Source organism: Sphingopyxis sp. LC363 (assembly GCF_000756385.1).
GTDB lineage: Bacteria > Pseudomonadota > Alphaproteobacteria > Sphingomonadales > Sphingomonadaceae > Sphingopyxis.
Window position 1 is genome coordinate 212,055 of record NZ_JNFC01000012.1, and the last position, 22,130, is coordinate 234,184.

The 22,130-nt window shown below is 65.0% G+C and carries 26 protein-coding genes and 2 pseudogenes; 13 read left to right on the plus strand and 15 right to left on the minus strand.

Annotation, left to right across the window (positions count from 1 at the left end; genetic code table 11):
- Positions 1 to 2: 2 nt before the first annotated feature.
- The 5 genes from FG95_RS06350 to FG95_RS21040 all read left to right on the plus strand — a co-directional run bounded on the left by FG95_RS06350 (position 3) and on the right by FG95_RS21040 (position 4,370).
- Positions 3 to 428 (plus strand): cytochrome c-type biogenesis protein, encoded by a 426-nt coding sequence (locus FG95_RS06350; protein WP_037554812.1) that lies wholly within the window; start codon positions 3 to 5, stop codon positions 426 to 428.
- Complete coding sequence (locus FG95_RS06355) at positions 425 to 1,108, plus strand: tetratricopeptide repeat protein (RefSeq protein WP_037554742.1); 684 nt, start codon at positions 425 to 427, stop codon at positions 1,106 to 1,108. Before FG95_RS06350 ends, FG95_RS06355 begins: the two co-directional genes overlap by 4 nt.
- 39 nt (positions 1,109 to 1,147) lie before the next feature.
- Positions 1,148 to 3,109: a potassium transporter Kup gene (locus tag FG95_RS06360; RefSeq protein WP_052182146.1), complete on the plus strand. Its 1,962-nt coding sequence runs from the start codon at positions 1,148 to 1,150 to the stop codon at positions 3,107 to 3,109.
- 98 nt (positions 3,110 to 3,207) lie between these two features.
- Positions 3,208 to 4,053, plus strand: coding sequence for a hypothetical protein (locus FG95_RS06365; protein WP_037554743.1), 846 nt, complete (start codon positions 3,208 to 3,210; stop codon positions 4,051 to 4,053).
- A gap of 110 nt (positions 4,054 to 4,163) precedes the next feature.
- On the plus strand, positions 4,164 to 4,370 hold the full coding sequence (locus FG95_RS21040) for a hypothetical protein (RefSeq protein WP_152567589.1): 207 nt from the start codon (positions 4,164 to 4,166) through the stop codon (positions 4,368 to 4,370).
- Positions 4,371 to 4,548: 178 nt separating this feature from the next.
- Here FG95_RS21040 and FG95_RS06375 read toward each other — a convergent pair whose 3' ends face one another.
- Together FG95_RS06375 and FG95_RS06380 are read right to left on the minus strand one after the other, a co-directional pair.
- Positions 4,549 to 5,520, minus strand: coding sequence for an NAD(P)H-dependent flavin oxidoreductase (locus FG95_RS06375; protein ID WP_037554745.1), 972 nt, complete (start codon positions 5,518 to 5,520; stop codon positions 4,549 to 4,551).
- 78 nt (positions 5,521 to 5,598) lie between these two features.
- Positions 5,599 to 6,018 carry a VOC family protein gene (locus FG95_RS06380; protein WP_235211478.1) on the minus strand — a complete coding sequence of 140 codons (420 nt, stop codon included), beginning with the start codon at positions 6,016 to 6,018 and terminating at the stop codon, positions 5,599 to 5,601.
- A 129-nt stretch (positions 6,019 to 6,147) separates the two neighbouring features.
- Between FG95_RS06380 and FG95_RS06385 the strand changes: the two genes are divergently transcribed.
- Positions 6,148 to 6,819 (plus strand): helix-turn-helix domain-containing protein, encoded by a 672-nt coding sequence (locus FG95_RS06385; RefSeq protein ID WP_052182147.1) that lies wholly within the window; start codon positions 6,148 to 6,150, stop codon positions 6,817 to 6,819.
- Positions 6,820 to 7,004: 185 nt separating this feature from the next.
- Entirely contained in the window at positions 7,005 to 7,745 is a 741-nt protein-coding gene (locus FG95_RS06390) for a CPBP family intramembrane glutamic endopeptidase (RefSeq protein ID WP_200880161.1), read from the plus strand.
- Positions 7,746 to 7,792: 47 nt separating this feature from the next.
- Here FG95_RS06390 and FG95_RS06395 read toward each other — a convergent pair whose 3' ends face one another.
- Positions 7,793 to 8,287, minus strand: a complete 495-nt coding sequence (locus tag FG95_RS06395; protein WP_037554747.1) for a hypothetical protein — start codon at positions 8,285 to 8,287, stop codon at positions 7,793 to 7,795.
- 56 nt (positions 8,288 to 8,343) lie between these two features.
- Complete coding sequence (locus tag FG95_RS06400; protein ID WP_037554748.1) at positions 8,344 to 9,171, minus strand: alpha/beta fold hydrolase; 828 nt, start codon at positions 9,169 to 9,171, stop codon at positions 8,344 to 8,346.
- Positions 9,172 to 9,297: 126 nt separating this feature from the next.
- On the opposite strand from FG95_RS06400, the gene FG95_RS06405 reads away from it, so the two are divergent.
- The 6 genes and pseudogenes from FG95_RS06405 (at position 9,298) to FG95_RS06430 (ending at position 14,608) form a co-directional block, all read left to right on the plus strand.
- Positions 9,298 to 10,308, plus strand: a complete 1,011-nt coding sequence (locus tag FG95_RS06405) for a GlxA family transcriptional regulator (RefSeq protein WP_037554816.1) — start codon at positions 9,298 to 9,300, stop codon at positions 10,306 to 10,308.
- 90 nt (positions 10,309 to 10,398) lie between these two features.
- Positions 10,399 to 10,758: pseudogene (locus FG95_RS06410) on the plus strand (YciI family protein); the annotation flags it as partial.
- Positions 10,759 to 10,866: 108 nt separating this feature from the next.
- Entirely contained in the window at positions 10,867 to 12,147 is a 1,281-nt protein-coding gene (locus FG95_RS06415; RefSeq protein ID WP_235211479.1) for an RNA polymerase sigma factor, read from the plus strand.
- Positions 12,144 to 12,815 (plus strand): DUF6445 family protein, encoded by a 672-nt coding sequence (locus FG95_RS06420; RefSeq protein ID WP_037554751.1) that lies wholly within the window; start codon positions 12,144 to 12,146, stop codon positions 12,813 to 12,815. The genes FG95_RS06415 and FG95_RS06420 overlap by 4 nt, the downstream gene beginning before the upstream one ends.
- Positions 12,816 to 12,964: 149 nt before the next feature.
- Positions 12,965 to 14,071: a choice-of-anchor A family protein gene (locus FG95_RS06425; RefSeq protein WP_443027701.1), complete on the plus strand. Its 1,107-nt coding sequence runs from the start codon at positions 12,965 to 12,967 to the stop codon at positions 14,069 to 14,071.
- A 243-nt stretch (positions 14,072 to 14,314) separates the two neighbouring features.
- A complete protein-coding gene (locus FG95_RS06430) occupies positions 14,315 to 14,608 on the plus strand; it encodes a hypothetical protein (RefSeq protein WP_037554752.1) in 294 nt (97 codons plus the stop codon).
- 22 nt (positions 14,609 to 14,630) lie between these two features.
- On the opposite strand, the gene FG95_RS06435 is transcribed toward FG95_RS06430, so the two are convergent.
- From FG95_RS06435 to leuA, 11 genes and pseudogenes are all read right to left on the minus strand, one after another.
- A complete protein-coding gene (locus FG95_RS06435) occupies positions 14,631 to 15,005 on the minus strand; it encodes a glycine zipper 2TM domain-containing protein (RefSeq protein WP_037554753.1) in 375 nt (124 codons plus the stop codon).
- Between the two features lie 100 nt (positions 15,006 to 15,105).
- Positions 15,106 to 15,653 (minus strand): annotated as a pseudogene (locus FG95_RS06440) (GNAT family N-acetyltransferase).
- A 32-nt stretch (positions 15,654 to 15,685) separates the two neighbouring features.
- The gene (locus FG95_RS06445; protein WP_037554754.1) at positions 15,686 to 15,883 is read right to left on the minus strand and encodes a hypothetical protein; all 198 of its coding nucleotides are present in this window, start codon (positions 15,881 to 15,883) and stop codon (positions 15,686 to 15,688) included.
- Between the two features lie 27 nt (positions 15,884 to 15,910).
- Positions 15,911 to 16,066 carry a hypothetical protein gene (locus tag FG95_RS20730; RefSeq protein ID WP_161786538.1) on the minus strand — a complete coding sequence of 52 codons (156 nt, stop codon included), beginning with the start codon at positions 16,064 to 16,066 and terminating at the stop codon, positions 15,911 to 15,913.
- A 64-nt stretch (positions 16,067 to 16,130) separates the two neighbouring features.
- Complete coding sequence (gene infA / locus FG95_RS06450) at positions 16,131 to 16,394, minus strand: translation initiation factor IF-1 (protein WP_037554755.1); 264 nt, start codon at positions 16,392 to 16,394, stop codon at positions 16,131 to 16,133.
- Positions 16,395 to 16,397: 3 nt separating this feature from the next.
- A complete protein-coding gene (locus FG95_RS06455; protein ID WP_037554756.1) occupies positions 16,398 to 16,604 on the minus strand; it encodes a cold-shock protein in 207 nt (68 codons plus the stop codon).
- 452 nt (positions 16,605 to 17,056) lie between these two features.
- Positions 17,057 to 18,079 carry a hypothetical protein gene (locus tag FG95_RS06460; RefSeq protein ID WP_037554757.1) on the minus strand — a complete coding sequence of 341 codons (1,023 nt, stop codon included), beginning with the start codon at positions 18,077 to 18,079 and terminating at the stop codon, positions 17,057 to 17,059.
- A gap of 84 nt (positions 18,080 to 18,163) precedes the next feature.
- Complete coding sequence (locus tag FG95_RS06465) at positions 18,164 to 18,937, minus strand: hypothetical protein (RefSeq protein WP_052182148.1); 774 nt, start codon at positions 18,935 to 18,937, stop codon at positions 18,164 to 18,166.
- A complete protein-coding gene (locus FG95_RS06470; RefSeq protein ID WP_037554758.1) occupies positions 18,934 to 19,557 on the minus strand; it encodes a hypothetical protein in 624 nt (207 codons plus the stop codon). The genes FG95_RS06465 and FG95_RS06470 overlap by 4 nt, the downstream gene beginning before the upstream one ends.
- A 206-nt stretch (positions 19,558 to 19,763) precedes the next feature.
- Complete coding sequence (locus FG95_RS06475) at positions 19,764 to 20,210, minus strand: hypothetical protein (protein WP_037554759.1); 447 nt, start codon at positions 20,208 to 20,210, stop codon at positions 19,764 to 19,766.
- A 59-nt stretch (positions 20,211 to 20,269) separates the two neighbouring features.
- Positions 20,270 to 22,000, minus strand: coding sequence for a 2-isopropylmalate synthase (gene leuA / locus FG95_RS06480; RefSeq protein ID WP_037554761.1), 1,731 nt, complete (start codon positions 21,998 to 22,000; stop codon positions 20,270 to 20,272).
- Positions 22,001 to 22,130: the final 130 nt, after the last annotated feature.

Below are 22,130 nucleotides of genomic sequence, written 5' to 3' on the forward strand. Positions count from 1 at the left end.
GCCTGCGGCTGATCCTGCTCTGTCTGCTTGGCGCGCTGACGCTGCCGCTGGCGGCGCAGGACCGGTTGCCGCCGGCGCCCTATGCCTATCAGCAGCTGAACGATCCGGCCAAGGAAGCGCGCGCCAAGGCGTTGATGGAGGAATTGCGCTGCCTCGTCTGTCAGGGGCAGTCGATCGCCGATTCGGACGCGCCGCTCGCGGGCGACATGCGGCACGAGGTGCGGAGCAAGATTGCGGCGGGCGAGAGCCCGGACGAGATCAAGGCCTGGCTCGTCGCACGCTATGGCAATTGGGTGAGTTACGACCCGCCGTTCGACGGCGCGACGGCGCTGCTGTGGCTGGGGCCGCTCCTGTTTCTTGCGATCGGCGGATGGCTGGCGTTCGGGCGGTTCCGGCGCGGCAAGGACGATGCGGAGGGCGGCGCATGATCTGGCTTTGGGTCATCCTGGCCGCGATGCTGACGATCGGCGGTATTTTCTGGCTCGGCCGGCTGCCCGCGGCGGCGCGGCCGCTCGCGGCGGCGGCGGTGATGCTGGGGCTCGCGGGCTATGCGCTGCAGGGGAGTCCGGCGTTGCCGGGCAAGCCCGTCGCGGCGCCGGAGGAGCCCGAAGGCTTTGGCGAGGCGATCACCGACCAGCGGCAAGGCATGGCCGAACGTTTCGGACCCGCGGCGCAGTGGCTCGGCATGTCCGACGGCTTCGCGCGCACGGGCAAGACCGAGCTCGCGGCGAAGACGCTTGAAAAGGGGCTCGAGAAATATCCCGACAATGTCGACCTGTGGGTCGGGCTGGGCAACGCGCTCGCGGCGCATGGCGGCGGCATGATGTCGCCGGCGGCGGCGCTCGCGTTCGACGAGGCGGCGAAGCGCGACCCGTCGCATCCGGCGCCGCCCTTTTTTGCGGGACTCGCGCTCGCGCAGGGCGGCGACCTCAAGGGCGCCGAGGCGGTGTGGAGCGGGCTGCTCGCGCGCAGCCCCGTCGATGCGCCGTGGCGAAGAGATCTCGAGATGCGGCTGGCGCAGCTGAGGCAGGCGCTGGGCCCGCAGCTTCCCCCTGAAACCTCTGGCGAAACTCCAGCCGCTGCGCCAGCGGGGGGCGTCCCAAATTGAAACCTGTTCCAAAAGCGCAGGCTCGTCTAAAGGCGCGCCATGACTGCTGAGTCGCAACAGGCGGCCGAAGGCGCGCAAAGCGCCATCGAGGCTGCCGCCGATACCGGCCATCACGGCCATGGACATCATGGCGATGGCAAGCTGAAGCTGGCCGTCGGCGCGATCGGGGTCGTGTTCGGCGACATCGGCACCAGCCCGCTCTACGCCTTTCGCGAAACCTTTGCCGGGCATCACCCGATCGAGGCCGACCGGCTGCACATCTATGGCGTCCTCAGCCTCGTTTTCTGGTCGATGATGCTCGTCGTGACGTTCAAATATGTCATGACGATCATGCGCGCCGACAACAAGGGCGAGGGCGGCAGCCTCGCCTTGCTTGCATTGATCAGCCGTTCGTCGGGCGAAAAACGCTGGACGTGGCCGATCATCCTGCTCGGCGTCTTTGCTACCGCGCTTTTCTATGGCGACAGCATGATCACGCCGGCGATGTCGGTGCTCTCGGCGACCGAGGGCTTGAGCTACGTCAACAAGGGGTTCGAGCCCTATATCGTGCCGATCGCGCTCGCGATCCTGATCGGGCTGTTCGCGATCCAGTCGCGCGGGACGGCGAAGGTCGGAATGCTGTTCGGGCCGATCATGCTGGCCTATTTCACGATGCTCGCGATCCTCGGGCTCATCCATATCGTCGATCATCCGGGGATCATCCTCGAAACGCTGAACCCGATGAACGCGCTGCGTTTCTTCTACGTCGACGGCTTCACCGCCTTCATCGCGCTGGGCGCGGTCGTGCTCGCAGTGACGGGGGCCGAGGCGCTCTATGCCGACATGGGGCATTTCGGGCGCGGGCCGATCGGACTGAGCTGGCTGGCCTTCGTCCTGCCCGCGCTGATGCTCAACTATATGGGGCAGGGCGCGATGGTGCTCGATGCCGAAATGGGGCCGCGCGGCGACCTGATCGCCGATCCCTTTTTCCAGATGATGCCCGACGCGTGGCAGATTCCAGTCGTCATCCTCGCGATCCTCGCGACGATCATTGCGAGCCAGGCGGTGATTTCGGGTGCCTTTTCGCTGACGCAGCAGGCGATCCAATTGGGCTTCATGCCGCGGCTGCGCGTCGAACACACCAGCGCCTCTGCTGCGGGGCAGATCTATATCCCGATGGTCAATTGGGGGCTGATGGTGATGGTAACCCTGCTCGTCCTCGGCTTCGGATCGTCGAGCAACCTCGCCGCCGCCTATGGCATCGCGGTGACCGGCGCGATGTTCATCGACACCTGCCTGATGAGCGTCGTGCTCTTCACCTTGTGGAAGTGGCCGGCGTGGAAGGCGCTGCCGATCCTCGCGATCTTCTTCATCGTCGACATCGCCTATTTCGGCGCGAATCTGGTCAAGGTGCCCGACGGCGGCTGGGTGCCGCTGGCGATCGGCCTGACGATCTTCACCATGCTCACGACCTGGTCGCGGGGGCGCAAGCTGATGCAGCAGGAAATGGCCGAAGGCGCGATGCCGATCCCGGTGTTCGTGAAATCGGCGGCGAACAGTGCGACGCGCGTTCCCGGGACCGCGGTATTCATGACGTCGAGCAGCGACGGCGTGCCGCACGCGCTGCTCCACAATCTGAAGCATAACAAGGTGCTGCACGAGCGCATCATCCTGCTGACGATCAAGATCGCCGACGTGCCCTATGTGCGCGAGGAGAATAAATGCGCGCTCGACGATCTGGGGCAGGGGTTCCACCGGCTGATCCTGAACTACGGCTTCATGCAGCCGATCGACGTGCCCGACGCGCTCAAACGCGTGACGAGCTGCGGCGGCGAGTTCAAGATGCTCGAAACGAGCTTTTTCCTCTCGCGACAGACGTTGATCGCGGCGAGCAAGCCGGGAATGCCGATCTGGCGCGAAAAGCTGTTCGCCTGGATGCTCCGCAACTCGGAAAGCGCGATGGAATATTTCCGCCTGCCGACGAACCGGGTCGTCGAGTTGGGCAGCCAGGTCGCGATCTGACGCCGCCGGCGGAGCATGGGCCGTCCGATTAACTTTCCGACATGCGTCGATAAGCGTTTGAACATTCGGATCGGTCTTGCGATGCAAGCCGCGAACCCATGAAGGGCGCGCAACAGATGGATGTCGATGACCGCGATGCGTTGATCCTGCCGGTTCCGCCGGAACCCTTCGCACTGATTCTCGGCCCCGCGATGCGCGGCGCATCGGACGACGCGATCGAAACATCGCTTCGGCATATGGGGTTGCAGCCCGAGCGGGTTCGCGATGTCGGCGCCGATCTCGAAGCGCGGATCACGGCACCATGTTTTCGCTTGACGTTCGGGGCGGTGTCGGTGCTCGCCGGCCCGGCGGCGGGCGCGGCGCTCGATCTGGCCGATCCCGATCATCCGTCGACGAGCCTGCTCGCCGCCAGCCTGCCGCGCGGATGGCGCGAGAGCCGGGACTGCTGGATTTTCATTTCTGAAAACGATCGCGGCGCATCGCCGTCGCAGACGACGCGGATGCGCGAATTCTTCAAGATGATGTTGCTGCTGATCGACCTGTTCGATGCCAGCCATCTCTTCTGGTCGCCCGCGCGGCTCTGGTCCGATGCGCCGCAGTTCCGTGCCTCGATCGCCGAAATGCTGGTCAGCGGGATGCCGCCGGTGCTGCATCTCGTCGCATTTCGCCGACGCGATACGGGCGACGGCGGGATCATGGCGACGCGCGGGTTGGCGCTCTTTGCGGACCAGGAACTCGAAGCGCGCATTCCGGACGGCTGGACGGTCGCCGAAATGGTACGGCGCCTGTCGCGGCTCGCGCTCGACATGATGCTCAACGGTCCGGTCCGGACCGCGCGGACGATGCGCGGGCTGGATGCGGGCGAGTGGATCGACCTGTTGCCGCCTATGGATGGCGCGAGCCAAAGATCGACGGTGATCGTCGAATTCGGCCGCGACGGTTGATCGGGCGCGGCTGGCATGGGGCGCCGCCGCTGCGATCGGGTCATGCCCTGCATCGGGGGCCGCATCGCGGTTACAGCGATGTCGTTACCGCACGGGTCGAAAGGATCAGGGTGCATTTCGCGCTGCAGGCGGCGGCCGACATCCGCGCTGCGCGTCGCGCCGCCGTTATGCGTCTGAGGTTGCTGCAGGACACGACCCGGCGCGCGCTGACCGACAGGCATGGAGCGGGATTCTGGCTCAACCGGCGCGATCCGATGCGGCTGTTCGTCGACCGCCCCTATCTGGACGAAGCGATCGAGCGGTTGTTCGGGGAATAGGCGGCGGCTAACGACCGAACCTAGCCGTCGCCCCCGCGAAGGCGGGGGCCGCTGTCGTTTTACACAATGCCGCTGAGTAAGGCCGCTAGCGGCCCCCGCCTTCGCGGGGGCGACGGTTGTGGAATGTCCGCTCTCCACCCCAAAGCCGCCGTTGCCGTCTGGCCGGGCTATGTTGGGCTTAAAGCCGCACCTTCGCTTCGAGTTCGCGGCGGGCGGCGAGATATTGTTCTTCTAGTTCGGCGACATATTGGGCGACGGGGCGCACTGCGGTGACGGGGCCGATTCCCTGGCCCGAGCCCCAGATATCCTTCCACGCTTTTGCCTTGGTATTGCCTCCCGAACCGAAGTTCATCGTCTTCAAATCGCCTTCGGGCAGATTGTCGGGGTCCATGCCCGCCGAGACGATCGACTGGCGGAGATAATTGCCGTGGACGCCGGTGAAGAGGTTCGAATAGACGATATCCGCAGCCCGGCCCTCGACGATGCCGTTTTTGTAGCCGTCCTCGGCATTGGCTTCGACGGTCGCGATGAAGGCGCTGCCGATATAGGCGAGGTCGGCGCCGCACGCCTGCGCGGCAAGGATCGAGCGGCCATGGCCGATCGCGCCCGACAGGGCGACGGGGCCGTCGAACCATTCGCGGATTTCCTGCACGAGGGCGAAAGGGGACTGGCGCCCGGCGTGGCCGCCCGCGCCCGCCGCGACGGGAATCAGGCCGTCGGCGCCCTTTTCGACCGCCTTGCGCGCGAAGCGATCGTCGATCACGTCGTGGAGCGTGATGCCGCCCCAGCTATGGACCGCCTGATTGAGTTCCTCGCGCGCGCCCAAGGAGGTGATCGTGATCGGCACCTTCCATTTGGCGCAGGTCGCGATGTCCTGTTCGAGCCGGTCGTTCGATTTATGGACGATCTGATTGACCGCATAGGGCGCCGAGAGGCGGTCGGGATTGTCGCGGTCCCACGCGGCGAGTTCCTCGGTGATCCGGTGGAGCCATTCGTCGAGCAGCGACTGCGGCCGCGCATTCAATGCGGGGAAACTGCCGACGATGCCCGCCTTGCATTGCGCGATGACGAGATCGGGGCCCGAGACGATGAACAGCGGCGAGCCGATGACGGGCAGGCGCAGGCGGTCGAAAATCGGGGGAAGGGCCATGAATCAGTCTCTCCGGTTGCCAATTGCAACTGACCTTAACGTAAACGGAAGGTTGCGCAAGATGCTACGGTCCTGACCCTAGTCGAAGGCGGGACCCTTGAGCTCGACGATATTGCCTTCGGGGTCGGCGATGTAGATCGACGGGCCCTCGCCTTCGGCGCCGTAACGCGGGCCCGCCTGCTCGACGGCGACGCCGTGGCGGTCGAGGTGGGCGCGGATCGCCGCGTCGTCGAAGGGGGTTATCGCGATCGCGAAATGGTCGACGTTGCGGCCTTCGGCACCCGGCGCCGCACCGCCCATCGCGCCCAGCTTGCCGTCGACGGTGACGAGGTCGATCAGCGAGCCGCCCGCGCGCAATTGATAAAGTCCGATTTCGGCTTGGGTGCGTTCGTCGGTGCAGCCGATAACCTCGCGGTAAAAGGCCACCATGCGGCCCACGTCGACGACGCGCAGAACCACATGGTCGATCGCGCGAAGGCTGAAGGGGGGTGTGTCCACGGTGATCGCTCCTCGAATTCTTGCGGACGGACTTCCTAACTTGTGCCTACCCCCGCTGTCCATCGAGTGGAGACGGGGGTTGGTCCGGCATCGGTTGCGGCGGGCCGCGGGGCGCGACATTATCGGGCGATGCAGTTGCTCCAGCCCAGCCTCTTGCCCCCCGCCACCGACATTGCGCGCCACCGCCACTGCGAACCCTATGCGACGGTCGTGCTGGTGGGCGCTTATGAAGAGGCGGGCGATGCCGGACGGATCGCCGCGCAGGCGGGCGGGGGGCTGCTTCACGGGCCTTTTTCGGCGCACCGCGACCGGATTTCGGCGAAGCGGACGATGGTGCTCGACCTGCCGCTGCCGTTCGACGGGCGCGAATGGCCGGCGCGCGCGCGGATCGCCGATCCCGACCGGATTGTCCGGCTGGCCGAACGCGATCCGGTCGCGGCGGTGACCGCGCTGCTCGGCGAAGTCGTGCCGGTGACCGCCGGTGAAGAGGGGGATTTGCCCGACCAATTGTCGGCGGCGCTGCGGACCTCCGCGCCGCCGCGGATCGGCGAATGGGCGGCGGCGCGCGGCCGGTCGCGCGAACATGTCTCGCGCTGTTTCGAGACGCTCTATGGCGTGCCGCCCGCCGCCTATCGCGCCGATTGCCAGGCGAAGCGCGCGTGGCGGATGATCGTGGAGAGCAAGGACAGCCTTGCCGGGGTCGCGATCGAGGCGGGCTATGCCGATCAGGCGCATATGACGCGCGCGGTGACGAAGGTGACCGGGCTGTCGCCGCGGCGGTGGCGGATGGCGGTGGGTTGAGGGCGTAGCGGCATTGAGATGGAGAGCGGGCGTGTAAATCCTCCCCTCCCCCTGTGGGGAAGGATCGCTTACGTCCGCTTCCGGCCGGTAGCTGCCACACGTCACATTTTTTCAAGAAATGTGAGGCGCAACGACGTTAGGCCGGTCGTATGACAAGCCTCTCTCCCGCTTCGCCGCGCCCGCTTGTGGCGCTTTCCGGTTTCCGCTTCCGACTGTGGCCGATTCTGCTCGCCGCGGTGCTGATGCAGGCCATACTCGAGCTTGGCCGCGTCACCGCCCGCGAAATCTATTTTGCCGGCGCGCCGCTCTGGGACGGCTATATCTCGGTTTTCCTGCTCCTGGCGATCGCATTCCAGGCGCTGCTCGGGCTGGCCGCGATCCTTGTCATGCGCCGGTTGCTGCCTGCGGCCGACCCGCATCTGCGCTGGCCGCCGGGCGCGAGCTATGTCGGGATCGCCGCGTTGATCGGCATCGGGATGGGGCTGGTGATGCTCGTCGCCGATTACTGGCCTGCGCTCGCCGCGCAGACGCCGCCGAACATGGACTATTCAAAGGCGCCGCTCGATTCGGCGGGATATCTGCTCGGGATGATCACGACGGGGCTGGCGGAAGAGACGATCTTTCGCGGGCTGCTCGTCGGAATGCTGGTCGTACTCGTGCCCGGACGGCTGCGGATCGGGTCGTTCGACCTGCCCGTCGCCGCCTATCTCGTCGCGCTGATGTTCGGGCTGGCGCACTGGAAATCCTTTACCGTCGATCCCTTCTATCAGGCGATGGCGCAGCAGATTTACGCCTTGGCCTGGGGGCTGATCTATGTCTGGCTGATGGAGCGGTCGCGGAGCCTGCTGGCGCCGATCGTCGCGCATGGGCTGGGAAATTTCACCGAGGTCGCGATCGTGATCGCGCTCAACGCGCTGTGGGCCTGACGCACCAAGGGCGGCCGCCTGGCCGCCCTTGATCCTTTCGGGGCCGATCAGACTGCGATCGGGCGCCGGCTGGCCCTGACCGCGACATATCCGAAGAGGATCGCGGCGACGAGGAGCGCGCCCTGCGCGGCGGCGAACGGAGCTTCGGTGCCGCTCGGGGCGAGCGCGTTGAGCGCGGGGACCTTGAGGAAGGACTGCACGACGAGCACGAAGAGGTTGAGATAGAGCGCGGCGGTGGCGCTGACCGCATAGACGGTGGCGGCGCGACCGGCGAGCTTGCGGCCGTAAAAGGCAGCGAAGGCGAAGACGAGGATCAGCGTCGAGAGGATTCCCGTACCGAGCGCCGGCGTGAAGGCAAGGATGGGGAAGAGGAAACCGGTGAGGCTGGTGAGCAAGGTCGCCCAGAGGAAGATGTGGGTGGCGCGGCGGAGGAGGCGCCCGCGCGCGAAGGCGGGAAGGGCGACAAGGCCCGCACCGATGCCGATCAGGCTGATCGCGACATGGAGTGCGGTGAACTGCGGGATGGTGAGGCCGAGGATCATGGTGGTTACTCCTTGTTTGGAGCGGACGGCGAGCGGGTCGCCGCCCGTCCGTTCGGTCAGCCGTTGATGAAGTCGAGGAGATCGGCGTTGAAGCGGTCCTGATGGGTGACGGTCAGGCCGTGGTCGGCACCTTCATAGACCTTGAGCACCGCATGTTTGACGATCTTGACCGTCGAAAGCGCCGCGGCGCCGATCGGCACGATCTGGTCGTCGTCCCCGTGGAGGACGAGCGTGGGCTTATCGAACTTCTTGAGGTCCTCGTTGAAGTCGCTTTCCGAAAAGGCGCGGATGCTGTCGAGCAGGCCCTTGAGGCCGCCGTTCATGCCCTGACGCACAAATTCGTCGCGCACCGCCTCGCTGACCGCCGCGCCGTCGCGGTTATAGCCGTAGAAGGGCAGGGTCAGGTCCTTGAAGAACTGCGGGCGGTTGTCGAACGTGCCCTTGCGGATGCCGTCGAAGACGTCGATCGGCAGGCCGCCGGGATTGGCTTCGGTCTTGAGCATCAGCGGCGGGACCGCGCCGATCAGCGCTACCTTGGCGACGCGGGCGGTGCCGTGGCGGCCGATATAGCGAGTGACTTCGCCGCCGCCGGTCGAGTGGCCGACGAGGATGACGTCTTTGAGGTCCAGCTGTTCGATCAACTCGCCGAGGTCATCGGCGTACTGGTCCATATTGTTGTTTTCCCAGACCTGATCCGAGCGGCCATGGCTGCGGCGGTCGTGCGCGATGGTGCGGAAGCCCTGATTGGCGAAAAATACCATCTGGGCGTCCCAGGCGTCGGCCGACAGCGGCCAGCCGTGCGAAAAGACGATCGGCTGGCCGTCTTTCGGACCCCAGTCCTTGAAGAAGATGTTGGTGCCGTCCTTGGTCGTGATCGTGGTCATGTCCTGATTCCTTTCGTTTCGAGGGGCGGGGTGTCCGCCCCGATGAGAGGGAGATAGGCTGCTGCGTCCTTGCGCGGGATTGGCGGACGCGACATTATGCGGGCCGATTCCGACAAAGGAGCCACCATGCCCAGATTGAAGGTGCCCGATGCGCCGCCGGCGCTCGTCGAAGTAGGGATGATGCTCTATCCCGACTGCCAGATCGGCATGGTCCACGGGATTACCGACCTGTTCGACGTTGCCGGGCGGTTCGCGATCGATCATGGGCGCCGCCCGATCCGGGCGAGCCACTGGCGCTTGCAGGAGCGCGGGGGTTTCGCGCGCTGTTTCGACAGCCATCCGGACGAGCCGGCGAGCAATTCGCCCGCGGTACTGATCGCGCCCGGGAGCCTCCACAAGCTGCTCGAGCCCGACGAGGTCGCGCCCTACGCACGCTGGCTGGTAGACCGGCACGCGCAGGGCACCGTGCTCGCATCGAATTGCGGCGGCGCCTTTGCGCTCGCCGCGACGGGATTGCTCGCGGGGCGGCCGGCGACGACGCACTGGTTCTTTGCCGAGGAGTTCCGGATGCGCTTTCCCGAAGTGCGGCTGGAGGCCGACCGGATGGTGGTCGACGACGGCGATATCGTCACTGCGGGCGGGCTGATGGCATGGACCGATCTCGGACTTCGCATCGTCGAGCGATTGCTCGGCCCCACGGTGATGATGGAAACCGCGCGTTTCTTCCTGATCGACCCGGCGGGGCGCGAACAGAAAAATTATGCGAGCTTCGCACCGCGGCTGACGCATGGGGACGAGGCGGTCCTGAAGGTGCAGCATTGGCTGCAGGCGAAGGAGGGAAGGGTAAGCGGCGTGGGCGACATGGCGCGCGAGGCGGGGTTGGAGGAGCGCACCTTCCAGCGCCGCTTCAAGGCTGCGACGGGCATGACGCCGGTCGAATATGTCCAGCATATCCGCGTCGGAAAGGCACGCGAACTGCTTGAGTTCACGCGGCGGACGGTCGACCAGATCGCGTGGAGCGTCGGATATGAGGATGCGGCGGCGTTCCGCAAATTGTTTCACCGCCTGACCGGCTTGTCGCCCGGCGAATATCGCCAGCGTTTCTCGACGCCGCAGTCGCTGGCGGAGGTCGCCTGAAAATTTTTTCTCGCCCCGTGTCGATTTGACGGCGGCTCGTTCGTCGTCTGGATACGAGCCGCTGTTGGCCCGATCAAAAGGAGATGGAAAATGCGTGTGATGGTTTTCGTGAAAGCGACCGAAGACAGCGAAAAGGGCCTGCCGCCGACCGAGGAAATGACCGAAATGTTCGAGGCGATGGGCAAGTTCAACGAGGAACTGGTCAATGCCGGCGTGATGGTCGACGGCGACGGGCTGAAGCCCTCATCGGCCGGCAAGCGCATCGCGTTCGACGGTCCGGGCCGCACCGTGATCGACGGCCCCTTCGCCGAGACGCGCGAGCTGGTCGCCGGCTATTGGGTTTGGGAGGTCAAGGATATGGACGAAGCGGTCGCGTGGGCGAAACGCTGCCCCAACCCGATGCCGGGACCGAGCGAACTCGAAATCCGCCCCTTTTATGAAATGGAGGATTTCGGCGACGCGCTGACCCCCGAACTGGCCGAGCGCGAGCAACAGCTGCGCGACAGGCTCAGCGGCCAATAATCGATGCCGGCCGCCATGCTTGCCTCCCCGGCTCCCTTGCCCGAGAAGGCAGGCATGGCGAAGGACGAGGCCCATCGGGCGATCGAGGCGATATTCCGGATCGAGCGGGCGCGGCTGGTCGCCTCGCTGGCTCGGATGACGCGCGATGTCGACCGCGCGGAAGAGCTGGCGCAGGAAGCGCTGCTGATCGCGCTCACCGAATGGCCGAAGAGCGGTGTGCCCGACCGGCCGGGCGCCTGGCTGACCGCCGCGGCGAAGCGGCGCCTGATCGACGGCGTCCGGCACGACGCGATGCGCTCGCGAAAACAGGCCGAAATCGGCCGCGAACTCGACGAGGAACAGGATATGCGCGTGGAAGCCGCCGAAGCGGCGCTCGACGATCCGCTGGGCGATGAGTTGCTCGGGCTGATCTTCGCCGCCTGCCACCCCGTGATTTCGCCCGAGGCTCGCGCCGCGCTGACGCTGCGGCTCGTGGGCGGGCTGACCGTCGAGGAAATCGCGCGCGCCTTCCTGTCGAACGAGGCAACGATCGCAGCGCGGATCACGCGGGCGAAGAAAGCGATCGCCAAGGCAGGTGTCGCGTTCGAAGTGCCCCGCGGCGCCGAACTGGCGGCGCGGCTCGGCTCGGTGCTCGAAGTCGTCTATCTGATCTTCAACGAAGGCTATGCCGCGACCGCGGGGCCCTCGCTCGTCCGCCCGCCGCTCTGCGCCGAAGCGCAGCGGCTGGCGCGTATCCTCGCCGGGTTGATGCCCGAACAGCCCGAGGTGCTGGGATTGCTCGCGCTGGTCGAGATCCAGGCATCGCGGCTGACGGCGCGCGCCGGGCCCGACGGGCGTTTCGTGCCGCTGACCGAGCAGAACCGCGCGCGCTGGGACCAGCTGCTGATCCGGCGCGGGTTGAATGCGCTGAACCGCGCCGAGGCGTTGGGCGGTGCCGACGGTCCCTATGCGTTGCAGGCGGCGCTTGCTGCGTGCCATGCCCGCGCACGGTCGGCGGAGGCGACCGACTGGCGGCGTATCGCCGCGCTCTATGACCGGCTGGGGCAGGTGATGCCGTCGCCCGTGGTCGAACTCAACCGCGCGGTCGCGCACAGCATGGCGTTCGGCCCCGAGGCGGGATTACGGCTGGTCGACGATATCGCCGACGCGGCGATGCTGCGAAACTATGCGCCGCTTCCCGCCGCACGGGGCGATTTCCTGCTTCGTGCCGGTCGCCGCGACGAGGCGCGGGCCGCATTCGAAGCGGCGGCCGCGCTGACGAGAAATGAGCGCGAGCGCGATTTCCTGCTGGAACGCGCGGCGGCGTGTAGCGAATGACGGAGATGCGCATCGAGACGATCGGCACCGAGGGGCAGCCGCTCGTCGTGCTCGACGATTTCGCGCCCGATCCCGACGCCCTGCGCGATTTCGCGGCGGCTGCGGACTTTGCCCTGGCGCTCAACCATTATCCGGGAGTGCGCGCGGCGCTGCCCGAGGCCTATCTGTCGACGCAGCTCCCGCTTATCGCCGAGGCCGCGGCGGCCGCCTTCGAACGGCGGGGCGCGCTACGCGTCGTCGATGCTAGCTTTTCGATCGTGTCGACCCCGCCCGGCGAACTGACGATCCCGCAGCGCCTGCCGCATGTCGACGCCTTCACCGAGGATCGCATCGCGCTCGTCCATTATCTCTCGCCCGAAGGCGGCGACGGGACCGCCTTCTTTCGTCATCGTGCGACGGGATTCGAGACGGTGAATGCCGCGCGGCGCGATATCTTCTTCCGCCATCTCGATACCGAGATGCGCCACGGCGGGGTCCCGCCGCCCGGATATATGCTGGGCGATACGCCGTTGTTCGAACGCATCCGGGCTAAGCCGGCGCGTTACAATCGCGCGCTGCTCTATCGCAGCTGGAACCTGCACAGCGGCGCGATTTCGGCCGCCAACCCGCTGCCGGCCGATCCGATTAGGGGGCGGTTGACAGTGACCGCTTTCCTGTCGATCGATTGACGACGCCCGCCGCAGATTTCCAACGGTCTTTCGCCGAAAATCGGCCACTGTTCCGGAACGGGACAACGGCTCGCCGCACTTCGGTGTAAGGTGGCGACGAACGGCCCTATGGGCGTCGGCGCTTTCCTCTTCGAATATGGGACAAACTCGTGGCCTTTCCCATCCGCACCCTGTTTTCCGCTGCGCTTACCGCGACCGCGCTGACGATCCCGGCGCTCGCGCAGAGCAAGTCGATCACCGGCATCGACGCGCTGCGCGAATGGAATCTCGTCGTGCTCGGCAATCTCGAATCCTCCTCCGAGGTCGAGGGGCGTACCTTCGTCGGCGGCAATTTGACGGGCAATTCGTCGAATTACGGTATCCGCGCCACGACCTCGCCGAACGGCCAGCCGGGACTAACTGTCGTCGGCAATGTCACAGGCAGCCACAAGAATCTGAACAACGGGGCGGGCGCGGTCGTCGGGGGCAATGTAACGAGCGGCTTCAACCTCAACGGTCCGAACCAGATGGTGAAGGTCGGCGGGACGATCAGCAACACCAACGTCAACCAGAACAGCGTCCTGTCGAACCTCGACCGGAGCAACCCGGCGTTCGGCCTGGGTTTGCAGCAGCAGAAGGCCGACCTCAAGAGCAGCCTCGGCAGCCTGTCGTTCGACATGGGCACGCTGGCGGCTAACAGCCAGATGACGGCGCAGGGCAATCGGGGCATTTTCAACGCGCAGCCGAACGCGCAGGGGCTCGCCGTGTTCAACATCGCCGCCGCCGACCTCGACAAGATCGGCGAGATCCAGTTCAACCTGGGCGGCGCCGACACCGCGATCGTCAACGTCAGCGGCCGATCGGTCAATCTCAACGACAATTTCCTCGGCGGCACCAACAATCTTGGCGAACGGGTGATCTGGAACTTTCCCGATGCCGAGGAACTCAAACTGACCACCGCTTGGGGCGGGTCGGTGCTTGCGCCGCTCGCCGATGCCGAGACGCGCAATTACATCCAGGGATCGGGGGTGTTCGGCAACCTCAAGCAGAATGGCGAGATGCACGTCGGGATCTTCAAGGGGGGCTATGTGACCCCGCCTTCGGGCGGCACGTCGACCGGCGGCGACAGCTCGACCGGGGGCGGGGCGCCCAGCGGCGGGGGATCTACCGGCGGCGCGGTGCCGGTGCCCGAGCCGGGGATGGTCGGCCTGTTCGGGCTGGGGGTCGCGGGGCTGATCCTGTGGCGCCGCCGCCCCGCCAGCCGGGATGGCGGATAACCGTCAAGTCGTTTGTCGATTCGAACGCGCCGCTCGTCGAAGGGAAAGACGGGCGAGCGCGCGCTATATGGCAATGAAATAAAATATCTTTTTCGGGACTCGTCGCGGCTTGCGCGATGATCCGATCACGCTTGTGCGCCCAAAAGGAGATGCGTCGCCGACCCAATTTCGCCCCGGCGGCGGTCATGGCCGAACAGGCCGATGCGACCGCCCCCTTCGTTTCCCCCACCGAAGGCTCTCCCCATGAAATTTCCCCACGCCATCAGCGGCCAAAAGGACAGCGATTGCGACTGTCTGCCGCGCCCCGAAACCGCCGCCAAAGCGCGTATCCTGGCGCCTTTCCTCCTGCGTTATCGCGATGCCTGGTTCGGTATGGAGAAGCGCGTGGCGTTCGAGGCCGAGGATGTCGCCGCGGCGCTGGCGATGATGGAGCGCGAGCCGATCGGCGAATGGGCCGAATTGTCGAGCGGGGACGAGGTGATTTGCCGCCGTGGGTACGAACCGGGCGGGGCGGCCGATTATTGGGTCGTCGACTGACCCGCCCGCATGCGGCTTGCCATCAGCGGCAGCGAAGCTCGCCGCGATCGATCGCGCGCCCCAGCAGCGCGCCGCCGGCGGCACCGATAATCGTGCCCACCGTTCGGTCGCGACCGCCGTCGAGTTCGCGCCCGACGAGCGCGCCGACGGCGCCGCCGATGATCAGCCCGGTCGTCCCGTTGTCGCGGCGGCAGTGGTAGCGGCCATCGTCGCCGCGCCAGATCCGCGAGCCGCGATCGAGCCGGCGCGGCTCATAATAGCGGCCATAATTGTCGTAGATGGCGGCCTGTTTGGCGCGTTTTCCGTGCGCGGGGGCCCAAGGCGGCGGGTCGGCGAGCGCCGGCGCGGCGGGAAGGGCGACGACCGCCATCATGGCGGCGATAAGGGTCTTGCGCATCTTTGATCCTTTCCTTGGCATGGCCGATCGTGCCACGATCGACCATAACCCGGGCTGAACGGCGAAAACGTCGCATCGGCCTTTCGGTTCCCCGTAGCGATCAATCGAGCGCCTTTCCCATACGGACCAGCGGCACGGCGACGCCGCCCGGGCCGGGAGCCGCGACCTGTTCGATGGGGGTGTAGCCGCAGGCGCGGTAGAGCGGCTCGCCCGACAGCGTCGCCATCATTTCGGCGCGGCGGAAGCCCGCGGCGCGCGCCGCATCCTCGCACAGCGACATGACAAGGCGGCCGACGCCGCGGCGGGCGAAGGCGGGGTGGGTATACATGGCGCGGATGCGCGCCGCGTCGGTGGCGGGGTCGAGCGGGGCGGGGTTGCGGGATCCTTGCTGTGGTCGCCGCCATAGAGCGTCGCGCGGTGCGACCAGCCGCCGCAGCCGGCGATCCGGCCTTCTTCCTCGACGATGAAATAGGTGCCGTCTGCGATGAGCTGGGTATCGAGGCCCATCACCGCGTGGCTCGCGGCGATCTGTTCGGGGCCGAGAAAGCCTTTCTGCAGCTCGGCGATGGCGAGCGCCACCACGGCGCGCAGCGCTTCGAGGTCGGCGGGGGGGGCGATACGGTGAGTGAAGGGGCGGGGCGTGAACATGACCAAGCCATGACGCGCCGCCGCGCCTCGCGTCAACCGCCGTGTGCCGCCGCCATCGCGGCGTTCTTTTCGGCGCGCAGCTTTTCGGTGTGGAGCAGCTTGTCGGCCATCGCCTGCCACGCCGCCGCGGCGCGCAAATTGCGGTCGCGGACCTGCGTCAGCGCCGAGGCCTCGGCCTCCGCGGTGCATTTTTCGGCCTGTGCGACATAGAATTCGATCGTGGCCGACATGGCTGCTCCTTTAAAGGTTCGGGTCGATCAATCGACCATATCGGCGATCAGGCGCCGGAGCTCGCGGCGCGACAGCGTCGGGCGGCGGCGGCGCGGCGGGGTCGCCGTCATCGCCTTGCCGGCCAGCGACAGCGCGGGCAGAGCGGGGAAAATTGCATTGTTGTTATTGAATAGTGTCATCATCTTTATCTTTGATTTCGAGTGTTTTGCTTGTTGGAAGCCGGCGCGGTTCGCCGGTCTTCTTCGTTCAGAGCCCGCGCCTCTTGCGCTGGCTCGGGGCGACCGGCCCGCCGCCGCGTTCGCGGTAGACGAGGCGGCCCTTGGTCAGGTCATAGGGCGTCATTTCGACGCGCACGGCATCGCCGACGACCGACCGGATGCGGAAACGCCGCATCCGGCCTGCCGTATAGACGATCACCCGATGGCCATTTTCGAGTATGACGCCGAAGCGTCCGTCGGGCAGGATCTCGTCGATCTGCCCCTCGAAGGTCATCAGCTCCTCTTTGGCCAATAATCAGGCCGACTGGAGGTTGATCGCCGAGACCTTGCCATTGCGGCCGGTTTCGAGTTCGTAGGAGACGCGCTGCTCCTTGTTGAGCGTGTCCATGCCCGCGGCCTGGACCGCGGTGATGTGGACGAAGCTGTCGCCAGAGCCGTCTTCATTTTCGATGAAGCCATAGCCCTTGTCGGCGTTGAAGAATTTTACGGTGCCGATCGGCATGAGGTGTTTCCTTTCACGAGAAACGGGAATCCAGCGGCAACAGCGCCCCTGAAGCTGGTAGCGAGTGAAGGGAAGATAGTACCCCGAAGGGCCGTAAATTTCCGTCGCAGGCGACGATAGCTTCGCGAATATGGCGGTCTTGCTTGAAAAGTCAAGGTTGGCGGATTTGGAGGCCCTCTCCTCACTCTGCGGAAAGACGGAATTTGCGCGCAGAGGCGCAGAGGTCTTTCGGGTTCACGCGGAGACGCGGAGACGCGGAGGAGATGGCGCTTGCCGCGAAGCGGCTCCCTTCCCGCACGTCGCGTCAAGCCTGACCGCGGCAGCGATGAAGGGCCATTCGGCCCAGCACGATCTCCTCCGCGTCTCCGCGTCTCCGCGTGAACCCGATCCTTTGCCCCTCCGTCAGCCGCTTTGCGGCTGCCACCTCCCCATCGCTTCGCGACAGGGAGGAGCTAGACGCTCCCGCTTTTCCGCGCCTTTGCGCCGCACTCCTGCGCCGGATCGTTGGCGGGCCGGGGGATGCCGAAGAAGGCGCGGCGGGCGGCTTCGCCGGCGATGCGCAGCGGTTCGACGAAGGCGGCGTGCGCCTCCTCGATCAGCGCCTCCTCGTCGACGTCGAGCGTGCGTTCGTAATCGGGATCGCCGAAGACGCCCTCCTCGATGCCGGTAAAGTCGTCGGGCGGGGGGAAGTTGGTGCGCCATTCGCCCTGCTCCTCGTCGTGCCAGACGGTCATCGCGGCCGCCTCTTCCTCGGGGGTCGGTTCGGTTTCGGGTTCTTCGTCGCAATCGGCGGAAATCCGCGCAACTTCATTCGCGATTGCGGTGCCGCGCCAGAGCGAGGCGAGGGGGTTGGCGCGGTTGTCGCTGCCGGCGAGCCAGAGCGCGAGCGCGGCGGCCATGCCTTCGGTCGCGGGTGCGGGCGCGGTTTCGGCGGTGCCTTCGGGTGCCTCTTCGGATGCGGTGTCGGTGGCGGCGGTGCGCGCGGCTTCGGCCCCGCCGCGTGCGGCTTCGGCGGCGTCGAAGAGCGAGAGGAAGCCCGGCCAGTCGCCGGCGATGATCTGCGCGAGCATCTCCTCGCCTGCGCGAGCGCGGGTTTCGACCATGCGGTCGAGCCGCGCGAGCATCGCGAGGCCGAGGCGGCTGTCGATGCGGCGGCGCTTGACGAAGCTGCGGCCGTCCTCGCGTTGCAGTTCGGTGGTTTCGTCATGCCCCCAGATCGCGCGGTCGAGCAGCTCGTCGACGAGCCGGGAGCGCGCGATCAGCAGCGCAGCGGCGCAGCCGAGCCGGAACGCCGCGCCCTCGGGCCGCTGTTTGAGCTGATAGACGGCGGACGGCGACATGCCGACCTTGGCCGCGGAAATCTTCACCGACCCGTTGGTGGCGAAAGCCTCCAGAAACTCGCGCTGGAGCCGCGGCGTCCAGTGATAGCTGCCGGGAGCGGGGATATGCGCGGGATTGTACGGGGAGTCGTCCATCGATTCGTCCTTTCGGTTGGGTGAAACCAATAGAATGAACCATATGGGTGAAATGTAGGAAAGGGGATTTTGATCTCTCGTCCCTTAAGCTATCGTATAGGATTGAAGGATGTTCTTTTCGACATATGCAGTCCCCAAAGGGGATATTGATACCGATTCGTTCTTCTTATCGTATTCGATAAGTTTGGATTTATGCATTGGTTTCAAAACTTTAATTTTGAACTGAGTTATATTAGAATATTCTATAGAATCCACAATAAATCTAACATCTTGAGGCCCAATTGATCCGTAAATCAGAGCTAGAGACTTGTCCTTTGCGCTCATATTTGGGTCTAAGATCCTTACCTTGTCGCCAAACTTCCATAGCAGCGGAATGGTCCGATCTACTAAGCTATTTACAATTTCTGTCGCTTCTTCCGTGCTGACGGTGTGAAAAAGGCGAACGAGCTCCGCCATGATCCACTGCGTGATACTCAGAACTACCGATGCATCCATGTGGTTCGGATCGACGTCAGCTCCCACATGACCGACATTCCGATTGTTTCTCACTTCATACAGCGAAATTAGCATCTTAGGGATTTGGAAGCGTACAGAACGCGGGAAGGCGGTTTCGTTTTCGAAAGCACGGCACGCGTCCACCATATTCTTAGGTTTGGAGGGACGGGAAGGGAACTTATTGTCGACATGCCCTCGCAAAATTGAATACACAATTTCGCAAAGTTTCCCGCCGTTCAGTTCGGCAGGCTCCCATCGTCCTTCGCGATAGTGCCGCACGAGCTTGTTGAATTCATCAACAAGCGGAGTTCTGAGTGCAGCGGGGATTCCGGTTAGCGCTTTGCTAGAATCTAATCCGCTCATTTATTCTTCGCAGGTTTTGAGGGTAGATCATGTTCGACGAAGTTTCGTCCATGCGGGGTCGTGCGCAGGTTGTTCATGTCCGACGTGTCGATTGTGTTCTTTCGAAATCCCGTCATCTGGACGCCGGCCTTCAGATTTCTGGGCTCTCTCCATCCGGAAGTTTGCTTAAATACCGCTGCTAGGTGCGCGAGCGTGACCGGGCTAATCTTGGCAACTTCTTCGAGCCAATAGACAGCAACGGTAAATTTCTCTTGGTTGTCTCTTGGAAGCTTTTTCGCGACGAAGTCATCGAACGATTCTACTCCTTTCGGACGTAAGTTTAAATCTTTCACCGGTGCTATCGTTGCCCCGGCGTTACCGGCGGTCGCCCGCGACTTTCGCTTCTGACGCCCTGAATTCTCGGAGTCAGCGGCTTGGCGCGTCGTTTGAGTCTGCTTCGGCGTCTTGGCTTGCCGAATGGGTGACTCTTCCGCATTTTTCAGATTATCGCCAGTTATGCCAAAGGCCAAAACGAGCGCGTCAAACGCGGCCTGTTGAACGCTTTCGGATTTGAAAGCATTAACAGCCGTCGCAATTTTAGGCATGCGCGCCAGAAGAGCGTCGATATCTTGCTCAGCCATGTTTCCCCCTCAGCAATGTCGATCGTCAAGTACGGGCATGCTGTCTTGTTTTATTGCATTAGACAAGATCATGCAAAGTATGACCGCGAGCGGTCCCCCTCCCCATCGCTAAGCGACAGGGAGGATTTGAGTATGCAATCCTCCCTGTCGCGTAGCGATGGCGAGGGCTTTTTGCTTTGCTTTTCCTTACGCCTCGGGGCCGTGCATCAGCGAATGCGGATCCACTCGTCCTCGATACCCACGCGGTTGTACTCGACATTGGTCAGGTGGGTGCTCCGGACCTTGATCGCGCAGATCGTCGCGAATTCGGCGTCGACTGCGGGCTGGTCGAGCAGCGGCGCCTTGCTGCTGGCGAAAAGCGCGTCGGTGCCGTTCAAGACGATCATCCGCGAGGCGAGATGGACCTCCAGCCCGGCCTTCTCGGAGCGGTCGATCAGGGCGGCGATCTCCTTTTCCGACGCGCCCGTCACGACGAAATGATAGGCGGCGGAGACGCCTTTCGGGCCGAAGTCGGCGACCGTCGGGGCCTTGCGGCCCGGGCAGGCCTTGACGAACTTTAGCGGGCCGGGGCCCTGTTCGGGCTCCCAGCGTTTGGCGCAGCCGGCCAGCGCGATACCGATGGCGAACAGGACGGCGAGGTGGCGAGCGTGCATGGCTTTTCTCCCTGCCGGGAAATTAGGCATTGCAAGCTTTGCGAAAGCTTAAGGCGGCCTCAGGCCCCGTTTGCCGCGCTAAGGATCGCCCGCACACTCGCCGTCGCCACGTCGGTGTCCAGCCCGCAGCCGAACAGGCTTTTCCCGTCCGCCGTGCGGCATTCCACATAGGCCGCGGCCTGCACGTTGCTGCCCTGGCCGATCGCGTGCTCGCTATAGTCGACAATGTCCATCAGCGGACCTCCTGACTCGGCGAGCGCGGCGATGACGCTCGACATCAGGCCGTTGCCGCGGCCGCTGACGCTGCGCGGGGTGCCGTCGATCAGGAGTTTGCCTGCGAAGATGCGGTCGGGGTTGGGGCGGTTCTGTCCCGATGGACCCCACCCCGACCCCTCCCCTGAAGGGGAGGGGCTTGAGGACGGCGCATGCGTCTCCGACCAGTCGACGAGCTGGAAGCGCTTGGCTTCGGTCGCCAGATACTGGCCCTCGAACGCGTGCCAGATATCCTCGGCGCCGAGTTCGCGGCTCGTCTGGTCGGCGAGTGCCTGGACGACGTGGCTGAAGCTCGCCTGCATCTTCTTGGGCAGTTTCAGGCCCTTGTCCTGTTCGAGCACCCATGCGACGCCGCCCTTGCCCGACTGGCTGTTGACGCGGATCACCGCTTCGTAGCTGCGCCCCAAGTCGGCGGGGTCGATGGGGAGGTAGGGGACTTCCCAGCGTTCGTCATTCTGGCGTTCGCGCGCCGCGAAGCCCTTCTTGATCGCGTCCTGATGGCTGCCCGAGAAAGCGGTGTAGACGAGCTCGCCGCCATAAGGGTGGCGCGGGTGGACGGGCAGATTGTTGCAATATTCGACCGTCTGGATGACCTCGTCGATGTTCGAGAAGTCGAGTTCGGGGTCGACGCCCTGCGTGTACATGTTGAGCGCGATGGTGACGAGGCAGGTGTTGCCGGTGCGCTCGCCATTGCCGAACAGGCAGCCCTCGACGCGGTCGGCGCCCGCGAGCAGGCCGAGCTCGGCCGCCGCGACGCCGGTGCCGCGGTCGTTGTGGGTGTGCAAGGATATGATCGCACGGTCGCGATTGGGGAGGTTCTTGCAGAAATATTCGATCTGATCGGCGTAGATGTTCGCCGTCGACGCCTCGACCGTCGCGGGGAGGTTGAGGATGATCGGCTTGTCCGCCGTCGGCTGGAGGATATCCATCACCGCTTCGCAGCAGGCGATGCTGAAATCGAGTTCGGCGGTCGAGAAGGTTTCGGGGCTGTATTCGAAGCGCCAGTCGGTGCCGGGCAAGCGCGCGGCATTGTCGCGGAGCTGCTTCGCGCCCTCGATCGCGATGCCCTTGATCTCGGCCATGTCCATGCCGAAGACGATCTTGCGCCACGCGGGGCTGACCGCGTTATAGACGTGGACGATCGCGGTCCTTGCGCCTTCGAGGCTGTCGAAGCTGGTGCGGATGAGGTCGGCGCGGCTTTGGGTGAGCACCTGCGGGGTGACGTCGTCGGGGATGCGGCCCTGCTGGACGAGGCCCGAGATGAAGTCATATTCGGTCGCGCCGGCGCTGGGGAAGCCGACTTCGATCTCTTTCAGGCCGATGCGGACGAGCAGGTCGAAAAAGCGTGCCTTTTTCTCCGCATCCATCGGGTCGATCAGCGCCTGATTGCCGTCGCGCATGTCGGTGGAAAGCCAGATCGGCGCCTTGGTGGTGACGCGGGTGGGCCATTCGCGGTTCGTGAGCGGAACCTGCGGGAAGGCGCTGTACTTGACCGAGGGGTCGCGGAGCATGGTCATGGGGTTCAAACTTCTTCTGGTGGTTGCGAGTGCTTGTCGATCGGACCCTTGAGCGGGTGGCCGCGACTAGCGCGCAGCCAGTGTCACGCCCAAGGGCGTGTAAGTCGCAGAAGAAGAAGGGCGTTGCCGC